This window comes from Paraburkholderia phenoliruptrix (genome assembly GCF_019511605.1).
GTDB lineage: Bacteria > Pseudomonadota > Gammaproteobacteria > Burkholderiales > Burkholderiaceae > Paraburkholderia > Paraburkholderia phenoliruptrix_A.
In genome coordinates this window covers 475,107-495,434 of record NZ_JAEUAV010000001.1, presented here as the reverse complement: position 1 = coordinate 495,434, position 20,328 = coordinate 475,107, and the positions used below count along the sequence as shown (strand labels likewise).

Annotated in this window: 16 protein-coding genes; 5 read left to right on the top strand and 11 right to left on the bottom strand. The window is 63.7% G+C overall.

Annotated elements, in window-relative coordinates; genetic code table 11:
* The first annotated feature begins 40 nt into the window (after positions 1-40).
* The gene (locus JNB89_RS02135) at positions 41-1,789 is read left to right on the top strand and encodes a RecQ family ATP-dependent DNA helicase (RefSeq protein WP_220361071.1); all 1,749 of its coding nucleotides are present in this window, start codon (positions 41-43) and stop codon (positions 1,787-1,789) included.
* Here JNB89_RS02135 and JNB89_RS02130 read toward each other — a convergent pair.
* From JNB89_RS02130 to JNB89_RS02095, 8 genes are all read right to left on the bottom strand, one after another.
* Positions 1,768-2,847, bottom strand: coding sequence for a UDP-glucuronic acid decarboxylase family protein (locus tag JNB89_RS02130; protein ID WP_220361070.1), 1,080 nt, complete (start codon positions 2,845-2,847; stop codon positions 1,768-1,770). The genes JNB89_RS02135 and JNB89_RS02130 overlap by 22 nt on opposite strands.
* Positions 2,848-2,881: 34 nt before the next feature.
* Positions 2,882-3,838 carry a glycosyltransferase family 4 protein gene (locus tag JNB89_RS02125; RefSeq protein ID WP_220361069.1) on the bottom strand — a complete coding sequence of 319 codons (957 nt, stop codon included), beginning with the start codon at positions 3,836-3,838 and terminating at the stop codon, positions 2,882-2,884.
* Entirely contained in the window at positions 3,828-4,967 is a 1,140-nt protein-coding gene (locus JNB89_RS02120) for a glycosyltransferase family 9 protein (protein WP_220361068.1), read from the bottom strand. The genes JNB89_RS02125 and JNB89_RS02120 overlap by 11 nt, the downstream gene beginning before the upstream one ends.
* Positions 4,964-6,043 (bottom strand): glycosyltransferase, encoded by a 1,080-nt coding sequence (locus JNB89_RS02115; RefSeq protein WP_220361067.1) that lies wholly within the window; start codon positions 6,041-6,043, stop codon positions 4,964-4,966. Before JNB89_RS02115 ends, JNB89_RS02120 begins: the two co-directional genes overlap by 4 nt.
* Entirely contained in the window at positions 6,040-7,785 is a 1,746-nt protein-coding gene (locus JNB89_RS02110; protein WP_220361066.1) for a carbamoyltransferase family protein, read from the bottom strand. The genes JNB89_RS02115 and JNB89_RS02110 overlap by 4 nt, the downstream gene beginning before the upstream one ends.
* A 25-nt stretch (positions 7,786-7,810) precedes the next feature.
* Positions 7,811-9,073: a lipopolysaccharide heptosyltransferase II gene (gene waaF / locus JNB89_RS02105; protein WP_220361065.1), complete on the bottom strand. Its 1,263-nt coding sequence runs from the start codon at positions 9,071-9,073 to the stop codon at positions 7,811-7,813.
* Entirely contained in the window at positions 9,070-9,675 is a 606-nt protein-coding gene (locus JNB89_RS02100) for a D-glycero-alpha-D-manno-heptose-1,7-bisphosphate 7-phosphatase (RefSeq protein WP_220361267.1), read from the bottom strand. Before JNB89_RS02100 ends, waaF begins: the two co-directional genes overlap by 4 nt.
* A 109-nt stretch (positions 9,676-9,784) precedes the next feature.
* Positions 9,785-11,080, bottom strand: a complete 1,296-nt coding sequence (locus JNB89_RS02095; RefSeq protein ID WP_220361064.1) for a glycosyltransferase family 4 protein — start codon at positions 11,078-11,080, stop codon at positions 9,785-9,787.
* A gap of 485 nt (positions 11,081-11,565) precedes the next feature.
* Here JNB89_RS02095 and JNB89_RS02090 point away from each other — a divergent pair, with 485 nt between their 5' ends.
* A complete protein-coding gene (locus JNB89_RS02090; protein ID WP_220361063.1) occupies positions 11,566-14,244 on the top strand; it encodes an ATP-binding cassette domain-containing protein in 2,679 nt (892 codons plus the stop codon).
* A 52-nt stretch (positions 14,245-14,296) separates the two neighbouring features.
* Here the strand turns inward: JNB89_RS02090 and JNB89_RS02085 are convergent, their stop codons facing one another.
* Together JNB89_RS02085 and JNB89_RS02080 are read right to left on the bottom strand one after the other, a co-directional pair.
* Positions 14,297-15,241 (bottom strand): glycosyltransferase family 2 protein, encoded by a 945-nt coding sequence (locus tag JNB89_RS02085; protein ID WP_220361062.1) that lies wholly within the window; start codon positions 15,239-15,241, stop codon positions 14,297-14,299.
* Between the two features lie 60 nt (positions 15,242-15,301).
* Positions 15,302-16,009 (bottom strand): PIG-L deacetylase family protein, encoded by a 708-nt coding sequence (locus JNB89_RS02080; protein WP_223216687.1) that lies wholly within the window; start codon positions 16,007-16,009, stop codon positions 15,302-15,304.
* A 224-nt stretch (positions 16,010-16,233) separates the two neighbouring features.
* Between JNB89_RS02080 and JNB89_RS02075 the strand changes: the two genes are divergently transcribed.
* Entirely contained in the window at positions 16,234-17,265 is a 1,032-nt protein-coding gene (locus tag JNB89_RS02075) for a flavodoxin family protein (protein WP_220361266.1), read from the top strand.
* An 88-nt stretch (positions 17,266-17,353) separates the two neighbouring features.
* Positions 17,354-18,592, top strand: a complete 1,239-nt coding sequence (locus tag JNB89_RS02070; protein WP_220361060.1) for a phosphatidylserine decarboxylase family protein — start codon at positions 17,354-17,356, stop codon at positions 18,590-18,592.
* Positions 18,593-18,698: 106 nt separating this feature from the next.
* On the opposite strand, the gene JNB89_RS02065 is transcribed toward JNB89_RS02070, so the two are convergent.
* The gene (locus JNB89_RS02065) at positions 18,699-19,574 is read right to left on the bottom strand and encodes a manganese catalase family protein (RefSeq protein ID WP_013341524.1); all 876 of its coding nucleotides are present in this window, start codon (positions 19,572-19,574) and stop codon (positions 18,699-18,701) included.
* 168 nt (positions 19,575-19,742) lie between these two features.
* Here JNB89_RS02065 and JNB89_RS02060 point away from each other — a divergent pair, with 168 nt between their 5' ends.
* Positions 19,743-20,243: a ferritin-like domain-containing protein gene (locus tag JNB89_RS02060; protein WP_013341523.1), complete on the top strand. Its 501-nt coding sequence runs from the start codon at positions 19,743-19,745 to the stop codon at positions 20,241-20,243.
* The last annotated feature ends 85 nt before the right edge of the window (positions 20,244-20,328 follow it).

Sequence of the window (20,328 nt, the reverse complement as noted above, 5' to 3'; positions counted from 1 at the left end):
CCGCGGGCGAGCCTGCCCGCAAGGACACCTGCTTCTAACCATGACACTCGACCAACGGCTTCGCAGCATGCGCAAGACTATGCGCGACATGTTCGGTATCGCGCGTTTGCGAGCCGGCCAGGAGGACATTATTCGCAGCGTATTGGAGCACCGCGACACCCTTGCCACGATGCCGACCGGCGCGGGCAAGTCGCTGTGTTATCAGTTGCCCGCGCTGCATCTGGAGGGCACGACGCTTGTCGTTTCACCGTTGATCGCGCTGATGAAGGATCAGGCCGACAAGCTGCTCGCGGCGGGCATTGACTGCACGCTGGTGAACAGCACGCTCAAGAGCCGTGCCGAGCGCGAAGCGCTGCAACGCATCGCCGCGGGCGACAGCGGGATTGTCTTCGTGACGCCGGAGCGTCTCGCGCAGCCGGCGTTCATCGAAACGTTGCGCTCGCGCCCGGAAAATCGCGTCGGCCTCGTGGTGGTGGACGAAGCGCACTGCGTATCGCATTGGGGCCACGATTTCCGCCCCGCGTTTCTCGAGATCGCGGCGGCGGTGAAGCTGCTGGGACAGCCGCCCGTGCTCGCGCTGACTGCCACCGCGACACCGCGCGTGATCGACGACATCGTGCGCTCGCTCGCGTTGCGCGAGCCGCGCGTGGTGCGCACCGGCACGTATCGGGAGAATCTGCACTACCGGGTGGTGCAGGTCAGCACGGCAGGCGGCAAGGACGGCGCTGCACGTGCGATGGCTGCAAAGCGCGAGCAGCTGTCCACGCTGATCGCGTCGCTTGCGGGCACCGGCATCGTGTATGCAGCCACCGTGCGCGACGTCGATCGCATCTACGGCTGGCTGGCGGAAGCAGGCGAATCGGTCTCGCGCTACCACGGGCGCATGGCAGCGGCCGCGCGGGAACAGGCGCAGGAGCAGTTCATGTCCGGTGCAACGCGTTTGATGGTCGCAACCAATGCGTTTGGTATGGGCATCGACAAAGCGGACATTCGCTTCGTCATTCACTACCAGATTCCGGGCAGCCTCGATGCGTACTACCAGGAAACTGGCCGCGCGGGTCGCGATGGCGAGCCTGCCGACTGCGTGCTGCTGTTCGATCTGAACGACAAGCGTATCCAGCAGTTCTTCCTTGCCGGGCGCTATCCGAGCGTCGAACTCGCACAACGCGTATACGACACATTGGCGGCGCTAGTCGACCAAGACCCGAAGGGCGCGACGCTCAAGGCACTCAAAGACGCGTTGCCGGATGTGGGCGCGGGCAAGCTTGAAGTCGCGTTAAACATGCTGGTCGATGCGCGCGTGGCGGGCCGCGATCGTCAGCGTCGTTACCGGCTGCGCAGTCGCGACGACGTACGGCAGCCGGCGCGCGACACCGTCGCACAAGCTGCGGCGCAATTCGAACAGATGAGCGCGCACGACCGCGAAACGCTGCAGGCAATGATCGACTACGCGCAAACAGGCCAGTGCCGCTGGCGCGCGATTCTCGATTATTACGGCGATACGCCTGCCGTCGAGCGCTGCGGAGTGTGCGATAACTGTGTGCGTCCGCCGCAGATCGATGTGACGCCGCAGGATATCGTTGCAGGCGCAACGTCAGAGCACGAGGTCGCGCCGCGCAGGAAGAATACGCCGCGCGAACCGCGCGTCTGGGCGCCCGGCGATGCAGTGCGCGTGCCGCGCTACGGCGCGGGCGAGGTCGCGCTCGCGAGCGGCGAACAGGTGGCTGTGCAATTCCCGGACGGCAGCACGCGCACCTTTCTCGCGAGCTACGTGAGAGCGGGGCGCTGAGGCGAGGGCGAGACGACCGTGCCCGCGTTGGAGTGGGCTCTCGAGCCAGCTCCAGCGCCTGCGCCAGTCCGCGCTTCCGGGCCCACTTCAGAACTCGTTCCGAAGCCCGCCTCGATCCGCGCGCGGAAGTAGCGCGCGGTCTGCTCGAGCCCCTCGTCGAGCGAGGTTTGCGGCTGCCAGCCGAGCAACTCGCGCGCGCGCGAAATGTCCGGCTGCCGATGCCACGGGTCGTCGGTTGGCAACGGATGCAATTCGAGTGGCGAGTTGGAGCCGGTAATTGCGACGATCCGCTCCGCAATTTCGCGCATGCTCACTTCGTGCGGATTACCCAGGTTGACCGGGCCGCCCGGATCGTCGGCGCAATTCATCAGGCGAATGAAGGCGTCGATCATGTCGTCCACGTAGCAGAACGAGCGCGTTTGCGAGCCGTCGCCGTAAAGCGTGAGCGGCTCGCCGCGCAGCGCCTGCATCATGAAGTTCGACACCACGCGGCCATCGGCCGGGTGCATGCGCGGGCCATACGTGTTGAAGATCCGTGCGATGCGAATGGACAAGCCATGCTGGCGGCGGTAGTCCATGAAGAGCGTTTCGGCGCAGCGCTTGCCCTCGTCGTAGCAGGAACGCGGGCCAATCGGATTGACGTGGCCCCAGTAGTCTTCTTTCTGCGGATGCACGAGCGCATCGCCGTACACTTCGCTCGTCGAGGCCTGGAAGATCTTCGCCTTCACGCGCTTGGCGAGGCCGAGCATGTTGATTGCGCCATGCACGCTCGTCTTGGTGGTTTGCACCGGATCATGCTGATAGTGAATCGGCGACGCCGGACACGCGAGGTTGTAGATTTCGTCCACCTCCACGTACAACGGAAACGTCACGTCGTGACGCATCAGTTCGAAGTTCGCGCAGTCCAGCAGATGCGCAATGTTGTCCTTCGTGCCCGTATAGAAGTTGTCCACGCACAGCACGTCATGACCTTGCGTGACGAGCCGCTCGCACAGGTGCGAGCCGAGAAAGCCGGCGCCGCCGGTAACCAGAATCCGCTTGCGGGTGAGTTCTTTCATGTTGCGTCGTCCTTGTGGTGGTTCGACTGGCGGCTTATGCGGTGACCTGCAGCAGGGCGTCGTGCCAGTCCTGCGCGAAGCGGTCTATATGGAATCGCTCCAGCGCGGTGCGCCGGGCGCCTTCGCCGAGGCGTCGCGCTTGCGCGGGGTCACGCAGCAACTCGTGCATGGCGTCGACCAGCGCGTTGATGTCGGTGTGCACGAAGCCGTTTTCGCCATTGCGAATCACGGTGGCGAGTTCGGTGGTCGCGAGGCCGACAATCGGCATGCCGATTGTCATCGCCTCGACAATTGCAAGGCCGAGGCTCGTCCAGCGAATCGGATTGAAAAAGAAGCGATAGCGCGCGGTGAACGCGGCGAGATCCAGATTGCCGATTTCCCCAATGCCGTCCAGGCGCTGCGCGTCCATGCCCACGAGATCGAGCGGCACACGCGTGCGCAAGTCGGCGAATACGTCGGCGCCGAGCCGCCGTCCGCGCTGCGCCAGGTGATTCACGACCACAATGCCGCGTTCCAGTTCGCCGCTGTAGCGCACCCCTTCGGGCACCACCACGCCGTGCTCGATCACGCGAGTGGGCGTCACGCCGCAATCCCACATCAACTGGTTAAAGTGCGTGACGTGCACCAGCAGCGTGTCCGGGTCGTCGACCCAATGCCACTGCTGGAACGGGTTTTCCTGCGGCGGATCGTGTTCGATATAAATGCGCGGCAGGCGCCGTTGCGCTTCGCTCAGCACGTGCTCCCGGTCGTGTTCCCAGTGAGTTTTGTGTTGATAGAGCACGACGTCGAACTCCTGATCGGGCACGTCGTCCGCATTGATTTCGTGGACATTGTCGCCCCAGGGCAGCACGCCGACCTTGCCTGCGTAGCCGGGCGGATTGCCGGGCTTCGTGACCAGATGGAAATCGTGCGGCGCCTGGGTCAGGTAATAAAGATAGTTGCCGTGGACGTGCCATGTCAGCACCCGCAGACGGCGGCAATTACGCAGCATGATTCAACTCCTCGAAGGGCCCCGTTTCGGCCTGGGTGTGCAATGCGTACGGTGCGGCGGGATGCGCGCCATGAACGCCGGCGAGTTGCGCGAGCGCCGTCTCGACCACCAGATCGACGCCGATGTTCAGCGCACACGGATGACCATACGGGCATTCACGGAACATGCACGGGCGGCACGGCGGATAATCCGCCAGCACGCGGTGCAGCGCGTGATCGAGCGGCGCCCAGCGTTGCGTGTCGCTACCCGAAGCGATGATCACCGAAGCGGTAGCGGTCGCTGCGGCGATGTGCGATATGCCGGTGTCGTTGCAGACCACGAGTCGCGCATGCGCGACGAGCGCAGCCAGTCCGCCGAGCGACGTCGCGCCGGCCAGATGCAACGCGGGCGCGGTCATCGCGCCGAGCACCTCACCGGTCAGCGATGCTTCTGCGGCCGTGCCTGTAATCGCAATCTGCCAGCCGCCGGCGGCGAGACGGTCCGCGACTTCCGCGAAACGCGCGGCGGGCCAGCGGCGCGAAGGCAATTGCGCGCCCGGATGAATCAGCACGAGGCGCTGCGCCTCGATACCGTGGGCGGCAACGAGCGACGCATATTCTTCGCCGTCGCGCTCGCTAAGCGGAAACCACAACTGGCGGTCCCTCGTTTCGGCGCCAAGCGCGCTCATCAACGCGAGATAGCGCTCGGGCTCCGGCAGATCGTCCGGCCAGTCGATGAACACGCCATCGCGCGCTTGCTCCTGTGGCTGGACAAAGCCAGCGTTGCTGCTTGCACCGAACTGCAGCAGCAGGTCGTTCGCCACGCCGCCGCTGCCGTGCAACTGGATCGCGAGATCGAAGCGCCGCGCCCGCATCTGTTCATGGAACGCGGGCAGGCCGTCGTTGGATTCGCGTTGCTCAGGAAAGCCCTCTGCACCGGGAAACACGATCAGTTCGTCGACGAGATCCGCATAACGCTCGACAAACGACTGCGCCCACGGCAAGCCGATGAGTGCAATATGCGCTTGCGGCGCGGCCTCGCGCAGCGCGCGCAATGCGGGCACCGAGCACAGCATGTCGCCGAGTTGTAGCGCGCGAAAAACCGCTATGCGCCGGGGTGCGAGCGATGCGAGCAATGAGCCTGCATTCATAGAAAGAGCACCTTGTAACGTACAGCGCCGTAAAGCCGCCAGTAGATCGACAGGAAGGGAATCGGAATGGATGTCCACGCCATTTCGGCAATGTGCCGCCAACTGCGGTCGCGCCCACGCAAACGCATCACGCAGAAGTAGGCGGTCAACAGGAACCATGCAAGCAGGCCGAGCGTGAACGTGGTGGCGTCGCCCGCCAGCGCGCCGATCAGCGCACCGCACGAGGCGCACAGAATCAGGTAATAGAGCACGGGCGGGGACGAGCGAATCCGCGTCCTGAAGAGTTCAGGGTGCTTCTTATAGAGCAGTGCGTCGAACTGACTCTTCTTCTGCTGCGAAATGCTCACGCCCCAGCGTGCCGGGCGTACCGGATGCACGACCAGCGCCTCGTTGGCGCGCACGATCTTGCCGCCGGCTTGCAGCAACGTGAACTGCAGGTCCGAGTCTTCGCGCCATGCCGCTGTAAAGCGTTCGTCGAAGCCGCCTGTCATCGTGAGAAAGCTTCGGGCTACGAACACATTGGCGGTGGCGAATTCGGCGCGCTCGAGGCCGCTCGCATCGAACTCGTAATCGGTCGGTGACGCGGGCAGCGGCACGACGATGCGGCCCGCCGCGGCGGCCGCGCCCTCGCGAATCGCCGCGAGCCCTTCTTGCAGCCAGTGCCGATCCGGCAGCGTGTCGTCGTCGGTGAAAGCAATGACCGGCGAGCGCGCCTGCTGCCAACCCGCGTTGCGCGCGCCTGCCGGACCTTGCGTGCGAGTGACCGGCACATAGCGCACCGCGAGGCCGCGCTCCGCCTGTTCGGCTGCGATGCGGGCTACGCAGGCGCGCGTCGCTTCGTCCGGACCGTCGTCGCACACCACAATCTCGTAGCGGCCGGGGGGAAACTCCTGCTCGGTGAGCGCGCGCAGGCACGCGGCCAGCATGTCGGGCCGCCGGTAAGTCGGCACCACCACGGAGATGTCGAGGTGCGCGAGCAGCGCGCCAGGATAGCCCGCCACAAGGGGCTCTGCCTCGCTGTGCGGCTGGCCGAAGCTGCCTCGTACGTCGAGGGGTCCCGTAGCGGATGAACTCATGCGCTGCCCCGCGTCTTGTCGATGAGGAACGGACCGATCACCAGTGCGTCGAGCGGCGAGGTCCAGAACGACTCGACCGCGTCGCGCGGCGAATTGACCATCGGCTCACCGCGCGTATTGAACGACGTATTCACGAGAATCGGCACGCCGGTACGCTGATTGAACGCGGCGAGCAGATCGTAATAGAGCGGATGCTGCGAACGGTTGACGGTCTGCACGCGCGCCGTGCCGTCCACATGCCGCACGGCGGGAATGCGCGCGGCCTTGTCCGCCCGCACGTCGAACACGAACAGCATGAAGGGCGCGACGTTGCCGTTCACGAACCATTCGCTCGCATGCTCTTCCATGACGACTGGCGCGACCGGGCGGAAGTCCTCGCGGTCCTTGATCTCGTTGAGCTTGGCCTGCATGTGCGGGTCGACCGGCGAGGCCAGAATCGAACGCGCGCCGAGCGCACGCGGACCGAATTCGGTGCGCCCCTGGTACCAGCCGATCACCTTGCCGCTTGCGAGCAGGTCCGCCGTTTCGCCGGCAATATCGTCGAGCCTCCTGTACGGCACTTTCGACCATTTGAGGAACTGTTCGATTTCCTCTTCCGGGTACTCAGGGCCAAGGTACGCGTGATCCATCGTCCAATGACGCTTGCGATCGCCCGTTTCGCAACGTTCGCGGTAGTCGATCCACAGCGCTGCGCCGAGGGCGGTCCCCGCGTCGCCGGCTGCGGGCTGAACCCACACTTCGTCGAAAGGACCCGCGTCGCGCAGTTTCGAATTCATCACGCAGTTCAATGCGACGCCGCCTGCCATGCTGAGCTTGCGCAGACCGGTCTTCTCATGCAGCCAGCCCGCGAGTTGCAGGACGGTTTCTTCGAGCACGCGCTGCAATGAATGCGCAATGTCGAAGTGACGCTGCTCGAGCGGACCACCGCGTTCGCGCGCCGGGCCAAAGCGTTTGACAAGGCGCGGGGCGTCCACGGTATAGCTGCCGTCACCGCGATAGCGCACGATGTCGCGGAACACGTCGACATATTCCGGCTTGCCGTACGACGCGAGCGCCATCACCTTGTACTCGTCGGACGAATGCAGAAAGCCGAGCCAGTCGGTCACGGCTTCATAAAGAAGACCGAGCGAATGCGGCAGCTCGACCTGCTTGAGCCGCGTGTATTCGCCGTCGACGAACTGGCCCATGCTGGTCGTCACGCCTTCGCCGCGGCCGTCCATCGTGAGCACGGCGGTGTTGTCGTAGGGCGCGGCGAGAAACGCGCTGGCTTCGTGCGCGAGATGATGCTCGACGAAATGCCACTTGAAGCCGTTATCGCGATCCACGCCCTGAAAGCGCTTGCGCAGATGATGCGGCGCGCCGTCGAGCAACTGGCCCTTGGCATTCGCTATGTAGCTGAGAAAGAGCGGGTCCCACGGCGACGCGGACGGGTCGGACAGCCGCGTGTTGGCCGGATCGAACGGCAGTTCGATGGTCGCGCCGGGGCGCTTGGGCATGCCGCTGAAAAGGCTCGGATCGTACGAGTACGCAACATGATCGACGTCGGCAAGCGTGATGCCGGCGGCTTTCAGGCAATAGTCGATCGCGTCGAACGGCAGTTGCCAGGTCGAAAAGGGCACGGGGCGCTTCGCATGCTTGACGTGCGTGAAGCGTTCGTCTTCGGCGGCGGCGAGCACCACACCGTCGCGCAGCAGGGCTGCGGCGCTGTCGTGGTAGACGGCATTGATTCCGAGTGTGTACATGAGCGTTCGCTGTAGGAGTGGGTTGTCAGGGCACCACCGGTTGACCGGCGCACGGCGGCGCCGCGTCGGTGTGATCGGCAGCGGTTTCGTTATTGGAAGCACGACGCGGGGACGCGGCGCGCGATTGGGCTTCGGCGCGCAGCTCGAGCGCGGCTGTCACAACCTCGCCAGGCGTCACGCCGAGCAGGCACGCGTGATGATGTTGCGGACACACGCTGCGATAACACCAGCGGCATTCGACATCGCGAAACAGCACGCGATGTGGTGTCTGCCACGGTGTGTGTTGCGGATTGGTCAGCGCATACAGATCGACGACGGGCGTGCCCAGCGCGGATGCGAGATGCACCGGGCCGCTGTTGTTCGAAACCAGCACACTCGTACGCTCGATTAACGCCGCCAGTTCGCCGAGCGTCAGCGCGCCGCTCATATCGTGCAGTTGCGCCCGCACGCGCGGCGCGGCGGCGGCAATCACAGCCTCGACGAGATCCCGCTCGCTTGCGCCGCCGGTGATCAGAATGGGCGCGCCGGTTTCCTGCGCGAGCCGCGTCGCCACCTGACCGAAACGCTCGGGCGGATAGCGGCGCGAGGCGGCGGTTGCACCGGGGTGCAACACGATGCACGGCGCGCTGCCGTTTGCATCGACCTGCAGCCCGCGCGCCGCGAGTTGCTTCGTCAGCGTGCGCCGGTCCGACTCGTGCACCGCGAAGCGCATGCGGGTGTCGGGCGCATGTGCGCCCACCTGGCGGACCAGGTCCAGCTGCCGTTCAACCTCGTGACGTGTGCGCTGCTGCGGCTCCGGTTCGCGCAGCCAGTCGGTGAGCAAGGCATACGGGTTCTCGCGGCAATGCGCGAGGCGCCGCGGAATGCCCGCGAGATAACACAGCATCGCCGCGGGCAACGGGCTCTGACTGTAAACGGTGAAGATCACCGCCGCATCAAAATTGCCGCGCCGCAGGCGCTCCTGCATGCGTTGATCGTCGGCAAGAGAGCGCGAGCTCGTGGACGGATTCGCGACCCACGGCGCGTCGTATTCGATCACGTCGTCGACATCGTCCAGATACGGCGCGAGCGCGGCGCCGCTGCGCGATCCGAGCAGCGTGATGTGGCGCCCGGGACCGGACTCGCGCAACGCGTGCAGCGCCGGCGTGGTCATCAGCACGTCGCCGAGGTTGTCGAGCCGCACGCACAGGATCCGCTTGATGTCCTCGCCCCAATGCGCAAGCTGCGGGCTATCGGGCACGCGAGCGTGCGCGAGCATGGGTTGAGCGATCAATAGCGGCGCATTCATTGAGCGGCTTCCTCGCCCGCAGGCGCGGACCGTAGCGCTGCTTCGGCACTACCCATGACGATGCGGGCCGCCTCATGCAGATCCGCGGCGCGCGCGTGCGGCACACGCTGCGGGCCCTCGATCCACTCGGTCTCGTGGCCGTTGTCGAGCAGAATCGTGCGGCAGCCGGCGCGATTGCCCGCTTCCACGTCGTCGAGAATGTCGCCGATGAACCAGCTCCGCGCGAGATCGAGCCGATGCTCGCGCGCCGCGCGCAGCAGCAGACCAGGCGCGGGCTTGCGGCAATCGCAGGCGGTCGCGTAGGGCGCCACGCTGCCGTCCGGGTGATGAGGACACCAATACGCGCCTGCGAGCGTCGCGCCGCATTCGGCAAACATGCGTGCGAGTTCGGCCTCCACGTCCTTTAACGCCGCGCGCTGAAACTTGCCGAGTGCTACGCCCGACTGATTGCTGATCACAAACAGCGCAAACGGCTGGCTCGCGAGCAGGGTCAACGCTTCGCGAGCGCCGGGTGCGAGGCGCATCAGCGAAGGGTCGACGTTGTAGGGCACGTCGTCGAGCAGCGTGCCGTCTTTGTCGAGAAAAACAGCGGGTTGCAGCATGATGATGGCGGTGCTCAAAACGTGAATGGTTCTCCGCAGGCGGATAATTCATCCGCTCCGGCTCGGCGAAACAAATCGTGCTGGGAGCGCAGCAGTGGGGCGCGGCGTGCTAGCGGAACGATGCGCCGGCGGCCGCGCGCAGTCGAACCTCCACACGTTCTTCCGCACTTTTGGCAGGCATGAGCCGCGCGGTGCGCATATAAATGTGCGCGAGCGATTCGCCCACGCCACGCCAGGTGAACTCCTTCCTCGCGCGCTCGAGACCTGCTTCGCCCATGCGCCGCGCGAGGGCGGGATCGCGCCGCAACTGGTTGAGCCGCGCCGCGAGCGCGGCCGGATCGCGCGGCGGCACCAGAAAGCCGGTGACGCCGTCGGCCACCGAATAGCGGATGCCGCCGACATCCGCGCCGATGACCGGCGTGCCGCAGGCCATGGCCTCCACCGGCGTAATGCCGAACGGCTCGTACCAAGGCGTCGTCACGAACACGTCCGCGGCGCTGTAGTAGTAGCGCAGTTGCGCGCGCCCGCGCCGGCCAACAAAGTGCGTCTGTTCCGCCACGCCACATTCGCGTGCGATGCCGCGCAAACGCGCGATTTCCGGCGTGGCCTTTTCATTGGGCGCGTCCGAGTTGCCGCCCACCACATACAGTTGCGCCGACGCCCTGAAAGCCTTCTTCAGCACGCCCACACCGCGCACCACGTTGTCGATGCCCTTGCGCTCGACGAGGCGGCCGAGTTGCAGCACGGTGAACTGGTCCTGCTCCCAGCCGAGCGCTTCCCGCGCAGTCGCACGGTCCATTGGATGAAACTCGTCCGCGTCGAAGCCGCAGGGCACGATCTCAATGCGTGCGGGGTCGGCCTGGTAATGCTCGATCAGGTCCGCTTCGTCCTGCGGACATTCCGCGATCACCACGTCCGACTGCGCGACGAGGTCGTCCTCGATTGCGAAACGCTCGTCGGGGAAGCCGTCGTTCGCACCCTGATGGATCCGGCGCACGCGACCGAGCGCATGAAACGTGGTGATGAGCGGCACGCCGAGCGCTGCTTTCACCTTCATCGCCGCGAGGCCCGACATGAAGAAGTTCGCGTGCATCACGTCATACGGCTGCTTCTCGCGGCGGAAGAACTCGATCAGGAATGCGGCGAACTCGTCCATGAAGGGCAGCAGCAGTTCCTTGGGCAACTGCATGGGTGGTCCGGCCGGTACGTGGATCACGCGCACGCCTTCCATATCGGAGACGAGCGGCAGCAGCGCCCGGTCGCGGCGCGTGAACACATCCACTTGATGGCCCATCTCGGTGAGTTCACGCGCGACGTTCGCGACGTAAATGTTTTGTCCTCCGCTGTCGACGCCTCCGGCGACGGCGAGGGGCGAGGCGTGTTCACTGATGAGGGCGATCTTCATTGACATTCCTTCGCGAGGTAGGCATTGGCAGGGCGTGCATGGCGCGCGTTGCTGAGTACTCTTATGCAATGTCGCGCGATACGACGCTGTTAACCGGCCACAGCATGCGCTGTGCCTATGCGCGGCAAGGCACGCGCGCAACGTCAATGCGACGGTGCGTAGGCACAAGCGCTGTAGCGTGCCCCTATTACTGGCGGGGAAGCGGTGTGGCGTTCCCTTTTTCTACAAGCCGTCATGTAAATTCGAGTAGCGCTTGCACGACAAAGCGAATTTTTTCCTTGAGCGATGCAAGACGAATGGCGCCTGTCGCGAGCGTGCGCTGTGTGCTAAGTTTTGTCCGATGGCGGGCGCAGGGTTTGCTCGTCACTGGCCTCGGCGCGCGCTCGCCATTTGGCGCTTTTCGTCGCGCCGCTTGCCAGCCCGCGTAGTGGAATCGAAATGTCCGCCTGCAGCGAAGGTGCTGCAGCGGCTCTCACAGGGACCCCATGCCGAATCCCGCAACGCTGCCCCGCTCCCAGCTGACCCGCCGCATTGCCGCCGATCTGATGCGCGCGGTCTGGCGTTACCGCAACCAGACGCTCGCCGCTTTGCTGTTGATGGTGTCGGCGAAGCTCTCCACCGTGCTGATGCCGCTCGTGCTCAAGCATGTGGTGGACGAATTGGGGCACCCGGTCGCGCAGGCGCTGTTTCCGGTGTTCCTGGTGCTGACCTATGCGTTGCTGCGTTTTCTCGGCGATGCGCTCAACGAAGCGCGCGACGTGGTGTTCAGCATCGTCACGCAGCGCACGGTGGCCGCGTTTACCGAGCGGACTTTCGCGCACCTGCATCGCATGAGCGCGCGCTTTCATACGAAGCGCGAGACCGGTGCAATCGTGCGCGACGTGCAGAAAGGCGCGGACGGTATCGGGTTTTTGCTAGGCGTCGCGCTGTTTACTATCGTGCCGACCGCGTTCGAAATCGTGACCATCGTCGCGATCATGGTTCACAATTATGCGCGTGAGTTCATGATCGCGATCGCCGCGACCTTCGTGTGCTATGCGGTGTACACGTTCATCTTCACGCGGCGGCGCGTGGCATTCCAGCGCGCGGTGAATGCGCTCGAAGCGCAATCGGACGGCCGGCTGGTGGACAGTCTGCTGAACTACGACACCGTCAAGTACTTCGCCACCGAAGAAACCGAAACCCGGCGTCTTTCGGCAGTGCTCGAAAAGTGGGTGCATGCGAGGACTGCGAACCAGCGCGCACTGACCGCATTGCATGTGGGGCAGAGCGCGGTGATCGCGCTCGGCATCGGCGCGATCATGCTGCTCGCGGCGCAGCATGTGGTGTCCGGCACCATGACCGTGGGCGATCTGATTCTGGTGAATGCGTACATCATCCAGATCTGCATGCCGCTCAATACGCTCGGTTTCGTGTTTCGTGAGACCAACGACGCAATGGTGAACGTGGAGCGCATGTTCGAGATACTGGCCGCGCGCGGGCGCGTGGGCGAAGATATCGACGAACCCGCTGCCAGGCCGCTGGTGGTAAGTGCCGGTCAGATCTCGTTCGAGCACGTGGACTTCGGCTACGATCCGGCGCGGCAAATTCTGCGCGACGTCGATTTTCATGCCTATCCAGGCAAGACGCTGGCTATTGTGGGCGGAAGCGGCTCGGGCAAGTCCACGCTCGTGAAGCTGCTGTTCCGCCTGTATCAGCCGAACAGCGGCACGATTCGCATTGACGGACAGGACATCGGCCAGGTCACGCAAAAGAGCTTGCGTGAAGCTATTGGCATCGTGCCGCAAGACACGGTGCTGTTCAACGAGACGATTGCGTACAACATCGCGTATGGGCGGCCATCGGCAACTCGTGCGGACGTGGTGCGGGCGGCACGCGCGGCGCAACTCGACGAATTCATCGAGCGTTTGCCAGACCATTACGACACGCGCGTCGGCGAGCGCGGCGTACGGCTCTCGGGCGGCGAGCGGCAACGCATTGCGATTGCGCGCGCAATTCTGAAGGACCCGCGCATCATCGTGTTCGACGAGGCCACCTCCGCGCTCGACACGCGTTCCGAGCGCGCGATTCAAACCGAGTTGACGCGCCTCGCGCAAGGCCGCACGTCGATTGTGATTGCGCACCGACTCTCGACCGTCGTCGACGCCGACTGGATTCTCGTGATGGAACATGGCCGGGTGGTCGAGCAGGGCACGCATCGCGAACTGCTCGCGCGCGACGGCGTGTACGCGAAGATGTGGTCGCTGCAATGGCAGCAGGGCGAACTGGAGCATGCGCAGCGCAAGCTCACCGCGCAATCGGTCAGCCTCGCCGCGTTGATGGCGGGCGTGATCGACGCGTTGCACGACGAAATTGCGGCCCAACGCGTGACCCTGTATCCGCAGATCAGCGACAACGATCTGCGCGTGACCGGCGACCCGAGCGTGCTGCAACCGCTGATTGCCGAGCTGTGTCGCAATGAGATCGTGCACGCCAAGCCAGGGCAGCGTATCGAATTGCGCGTGGAGCGGCATAACAATCAGGTGTGGGTGACCGTGCTCGGCATGAGCGAGAAGCCCGCGGAGCTGTCGCAGGCAGCGGCGCGCTACATGGAAGAGGCACTCGCCGCCGCCGGCGGCAGCTTCACGCTGATGCCCCTCAACGGCCGGCTCGCGTATGTGGCGATGTTGCCGCTGCGTCCCGTGGCGGATACGGCCGCTCAAACGCAGGTAGTGCCCCCTGCGGATGAGAACGGAGCGGCGCCGCTGGAAGGTCTCTTCGTCATGGCCATCGACGATCAGGAAGATGCGCTCGACGCGCTCGAAGCGGTGCTCACCGCGAGCGGCGCGCGCGTGCGCACCGCGTCGTCGGGCAAGGAAGCACTGGACTGGCTCGCGCAGACGCCGACCCTGCAATGGCCGCATGCATTGCTATGTGACATCGTGCTCGCCGACGAAGACGGCTATGACGTGCTGCGCCGTTTGCGGCGGCTCGAAGCGGAGCGTCAGTTGCCGTTGCAGGACCGCGTGCCGGCCATCGCGTTGACGGGTTACGCGCAGAGCGAGGACCGCATGCGAGCCAAAATGGCCGGTTTTCAGGCACATTTGACGAAACCGGTTGCGCCCGAGAAGCTGATAGGCGAGATTCGCAACCTCGCGATGGCGTCCGCACGCGCGGGCGCCTAGGGTTCGGGCGCTCAGGCGCTCAGGCGCTCACGCGCCGAACGCGTCTGATGATTCAGGTGCTGACGTCGGCTTTGCCTACCGCCGGCTTTGTGCGCGTGCTCGGCGCAGGCGCTGCCATCTCGCGTTCGCCGGTCCTCACGCGCTCGCGCAGGTTTAGGACATGCGGTGGCACCGGCTTGCGGTTTCTCAACGCCCACGCAAGGCCGCGCATGAACGGCAGACCGTCGCGAGCGAGCGTACCTTCGCGCGAGAAGGTTGCGAGCGCCTGGGCTGTCGCGCGGCACGCTTCGGGCCACGGCAGGCGCAGCCACGCGATCCACGCGGCATTGCGCGCGAGCGTGCGCCGCCGCAAGCCGCTGTCGCGCGACGGCGACGGATGATGATGCACTGTCAACTGATCGCAATAGACAATAGCGTGCCCGGACGCGAGTACGTCTAGTGCAACGAGCTCTTCTTCTCCACCGATGAAAAGCCGCGGCTCGTAGCCGCCCAGCTTGCGGAACAGCGATGTGCGAAAAACGCTTGCGCCCGCCATGTAGCCAATCAGAGCCGGGCCCGGCAAGCCTTCGCTGCCGAGCGGGCTAGCCCGCATGATCGAGCACATGGGGTCGGTAATCTGCTCCTCGCCCACTACCACGCGTCCACTCAGAATGCCGACGTTCGGCCACGCATCGAGCAATTGGACCGCGCGTTCGAGCGCGCCGGGTTCCCACCAGGTGTCGTCGTCGGAGAAGGCGACGTAGTCCGTGCCGACGCAGGCTGCGGCGCGATTGCGTCCAGCCGCGCCCAGATTGGCATTGCACTCGACGATGCATACGGTGGGAAAGAGCGCTTTCACCAACGCGACAGTGTTGTCGCTCGAGCCGTTATCCGCCACGAAAACAGGCGGGTTTTCCGGTAGGGCAAGTAAGCGCTCGAGGGTAGCCACAAGCTCGTCGGCGCGGTTGTGTGTCAGAACGACGACCGAAATGCGCCGGGAAAGCGGTTTTTTTTCCATGCTGTTGTTTGTTCTTAACGAGGCGATGCCCCGGTCAAGCAAACGATGTGCCGTTCGCTTTCAGGCAGCTTGGGTTCCGGCCTGCCGCTTTGTCAGCTGCCAATACTTTTCGGTCGAATAGAGCGTGGTTTCGGCGCCGGGGCCGAATGCGCGCAACTGGCTCGTGTATGCGGCAATTGCTTCGCGCTTCATCTGTTCATGCGAAACGGATTGACTGACGGTGGCGGGCAGGTCCTCGGCGGGACTCAGCCGGTAGCCACGTTTCGTCAGTTCTTCAATGCGCTGGGGAACGGCTTGGTCCATCTGTCTGTACGGTACGTCTTCATAGGCGTGGAATGCCGTGTCGCGCATTTGTGTGACCAGTTGCAGACAGGCATCGGAGACCAGCGTGTGATCCGAATGAAAGAGACCCAGCGGGACGATGACCTTGTCCGGACGGTGCGCTCGCACGGTGTCGAGCAGCGCTTCGGCCAGTTCGTCGAGCAAAGGGGTTTGCTCGTACTGCGCATCGCAAAAGGGCAGATGGACCGGTTGCGCCCCCAGCATTTCCAGGGCTGCGGCGTCCTCCCGCTGACGGGCTTGCATGGCTTCGAAGGCGTCTTTGAAGCCCGACTTGCGGTCCCACTCCGTCGACATGTTTTCACGCGGCGGCGCTGTGAACACCGTGCAGACAATTGCTGACGGATTCGCAGAGAGCAGTAGTCCACAACTTAATACCGCATCGTCAAGATGAGGCGAGATGACGAGCAGGCGGTCGCGTGAGTGCATCATGTTGTGATGGATTGCCGTGCTGGAGTACGAGACCTGTCAAGCTAGCAAATCGCGCGCCTGGTGTGCGATTCGGCTCGCGGCATTCAGCGTGGAATGCGCTTTGCTTCTTTATCGCCATATTGTTTTACGTGTGCCGCCTCGTGAGTAAAGCGAAGAATCCGTCAAATGTATCGATAGCTGCTGTGCCCATCGAAGTGCGCCGGGGGCAGGTCACCGAGCAACTGCCGCGCGACATTTTCCGCGAACGCTTCATGGCGCGATTCTACGATCCTGCCTTCCGCGCGGAAGACGAGGCGCTCGCGCGGCTAGAGGCTATTGCGTGGGACGCTTATTCGCAGTCGCGCAAATCGCCGGTCACCGCGAAGGCGGGCGACGGCTACGCCGATCCTGACTACGATCTGTCCGTCGAATGGCGTGCCGCGAAGGAGCGCATCGACGCCGCGCAGGCACGGCAGCGCGATCCGGCTAGCCGGTCGCGCGTGCTGATCGTCAATGCTTCGTCGCGCAACGACTATACGTGTCCGAGCGAAATGTCGAAGAGCTTCCGGCTTGCGAAGATCGCGCAAGGCACGCTGGAGCGGCGTGCTTTCAACGTGGACTTTCTTGATCTGTCGCGCCTGAACTCCGACCGCGATCTGCACATTCACCCGTGCAAAGGCTGTGTTTCGACAGCAATGCCGCTTTGCCACTGGCCATGCAGTTGCTATCCGAATCATTCGCTGGGACTCGTCAACGACTGGATGAACGAGATCTACGAGCGCTTTGCGGCTGCTCACGGCGTGATCTTCGTCACACCCGTGTACTGGTACCAGGTGACGAGCCCACTGAAGCTGCTGATGGATCGCCTGGTTTGCGCGGACGGCGGCAATCCCGATCCTACTTCCACGCACGGCAAGAAGCCTGAGGAAGCGAAGAGGTTGGAGCTTGCCGGGTGGGATTATCCGAAGCACCTGGCCGGCAGGGCTTATGGCATGGTCGTGCACGGCGATGTCGCCGGCATAGAGGGCTCGCGTCGCGCGTTGAGCGACTGGCTGGGCTGGATGGGCCTGATCGAGTGCGGTCCGAAGTCGCGGCTCGACCGCTTTATCGGCTACTACGAGCCGTACGCGACGAGTCACGCAACGCTCGATCGCGACGAGGATATGCAGCAGGAAGTGGTGAACGTGGCGCAGGCGGTGGCCGAATGCGTCGAGCAGATACGCAGTGGATACAAGCAACCAGGCGACGCGCTGCCCACGCCGCGCGCGAAGTAGCCGAGTGCGGCGCCGCGCTGCTGGACATACGCCCGAACGCCCGTGGCATTTTTCTTGAACTTTTTGAACGCAATATCGAGGGATGAGCATGACAGACAAGAAATCGGCCGAGCGGCGCCGGCTCGGTGGCTGGCTGCCGAGCAACGAAGAGCATCTCGCGCGCTACCGCACCGACCTCGCGGAAAAAGCTCGCGCCCGCGCGGCGCACGCACCGCGTACCGAGGCGGTGACCCATCTCGCGGCGCTATTGAACGGCGACCCGGTGCTTCGTATGGATATGACGCGGGCCATCAACCAGGCGCTCGACGAGGGCTATGTACTCGGCTATTCGTCGATAGAAGAGCTGATGACGATCATCGACTATGTGATGACCTATGCGCCGCCGTTCAGCGAAACGAGTTTGATCCACTGTCCATTGAACGCAGTGCTCGACTGGCCGATGTGCATGCCCTCCGGCTACGCGCTTTTTCGCGACCCGGCGCTCAATCAGCGGCTCAAGCATGTGCTTGATTGCTGGTGCGGCTTTTTGAGCGGGCCGCATTCGCGTGAACATCTGAATGCCTCTGCACCGAACGGCTGGTTTTCGCCCGAGGCCGACAAGAAGATCAATCTGTCGCAGTTCTGCTGCGATCCGGACAAGCCGTACTGGGGCTTCTCTTCATGGAACGACTTTTTCACGCGCCGCTTTCGCGAGGGCGCAAGGCCCGTGGACGAGCCGGATAACCACAAGATTATTGTCAGCGCTTGCGAGGCGGCACCCTACAACATCGAGAGCGATGTCAAACTGACGGACAGCTTCTGGATCAAAGCGCAGCCTTACTCGCTGCTCGACATGTTTTCAGCAAGCCAGCGCGAGCTGGCACAGCGCTTCGTCGGCGGTTCGATCTATCAGTGTTTTCTGAGCGCATTCGATTACCACCGCTGGCATGCGCCGATTAGCGGCGTGATCAAGAAGGCCTACGCGCTCGACGGCACATACTATTCAGATGCCGATGCAGAAGGCCGCGACCCGGGCGGTCTGAACGACTCGCAGGGCTACATTACGGCTATCGCGGCGCGAGCCGTGATCGTGATCGAAAGCGACGATCCCGCCATCGGACAGGTGGGTTGCGTATTCGTCGGCATGGCCGATGTCTCGTCGTGCATGATCGAAGCACTGCCTGGGCAACGGGTTGCGAAAGGCGACGAGATTGGCTTCTTCCAATACGGCGGCTCTACTTGCTGCCTTGTGTTCGAGCCGGGCGTAATCGACAGATTCGTGCCCCAACCGCCGTTCCACAATGCGCCCCCGGTGAAGGTGAAGACGCACATAGCGACGGCGAAGTAGCAAAACCGCCCGCTTTTTGCCGCCGGCTACAGGGCGGTGGTGAATGCCGCGAAGAGCCTCGCGGCATTCTTTTTTATAGCGACTTTCCTGTGCAGCGGGCAAACACTCAGCCGGGTTGCTGACCGGAGCCAAGGTCCGCGCCCGTCACCGGGTCTGTCGCTGTATTCGAAGCGGTCCGCGAAGCCAGCGCGCCGAGTACTTCGACATCCGCTTGCGTGACGTTGACGGAGGGTAGGCCGTCGCCGCCGTCCACTGCCGGTTGCGGGGCTTCGACAAACTCCCATTCCGGCCCTTCGTTCCACGGGCCGCGTGCGTCGCCCTCGCCCGCGGACATGTTGTAGTACACGTTTGTAAATTCAGGCACGCCTGGCAGCTTGCCTTGCGGGAAGTTCGGCTGGATCGAATGCAGTGCTTTTTCGAACGACTTCTGGTGAGCGATTTCGCGCGTCATCAGAAAACCGAGGGCGTCCTTGATGCCCGGATCGTCCGTGACATTCAGGAGCCGCTCATAGACGATCTTCGCGCGTGCTTCGGCAGCAATGTTGGAGCGCAGGTCCGCGGTGGGCTCCCCAATGGTGTCGATGTACGCCGCTGTCCACGGCACGCCGGCAGAGTTGGTCAGCGCAGGTCCGCCGCCATACAGCAGCGCGGTGGTGTGCGAGTCGTTGCCGCCGCCCGTGAGCGAGCGATACAGTTCTGCCTCCTGCTCCACACCTTCGGCCAACTGGCCCTTCGCACCCTTGTTCAACATGGCGACGATCGAACCGATCACTTCCAGGTGACTGAGTTCTTCTGTGGCAATGTCGAACAGCAAATCCTTGCGGCCCGGGTCGTCTTCGGCAACGGCCTGAGTGAAATAACGGCACGCCGCTGCCAGCTCGCCCTGGGGCCCGCCGAATTGCTCGAGCATCAGGTTGGCAAGACCTGGGTTGGGCGCTGCGACGCGCACGGTGTACTGAAGTCGCTTGTTGTGAACGAACATGGCTTCTCCGTTGAGTATGGTTGGGGGAAATACGGACTGCGTGACGTTCTCCGCATGCGCCGTTCCCGGTGCGAATGGGACGCGCTACGCTCTACTGGAATGCGTCGATCCCTTCGGGCACACCCGTTGCGCGATGCTGGGCTCCATCACACTACCTGGGAGTTGCACATGACACAGCGAAAGACCGTCGACGATCTGTTCGTTCACATGCTGTCGGACATCTACAGCGCGGAGAAGCAATTAACCAAGGCGTTGGCGAAGCTCTCACGTGCTGCGTCCGATCCGCAACTGAGCGAGGCGTTCAAAATCCACCTCGAAGAAACACAGGGGCAGGTGGAAAGAATCGATAAGGTTGTAGAAACGAGCGGCGTGAAGTTGAAAAGAATGAAGTGCGTTGCGATGGAAGGCCTGATCGAGGAAGGGCAGGAACTCATCGACGAAATCGAAAAGGGTGCGGTACTCGACGCCGGTCTGGTTGCCGCCGCGCAAAAGGTCGAACACTACGAAATTGCGGCTTATGGCAGCTTGTGCGCGATCGGCAAGCAGTTGGGCTTTACCGAAGCCGTGAATCTGCTGAAGGAAACGCTGGAAGAAGAAAAGGCAACCGACCTGAAGCTCACCGAGTTCGCCGAGCGGGCCGGCAACGAAAAGGCGAAGCAGCAGAAGTAAAGTGAAATTCCGCCGGGTTGGACCGCGGCGGAATGAACGCAGGCGTGTTGATGTTGCCGATCCCGCCCATGACTGGGCGGGTATT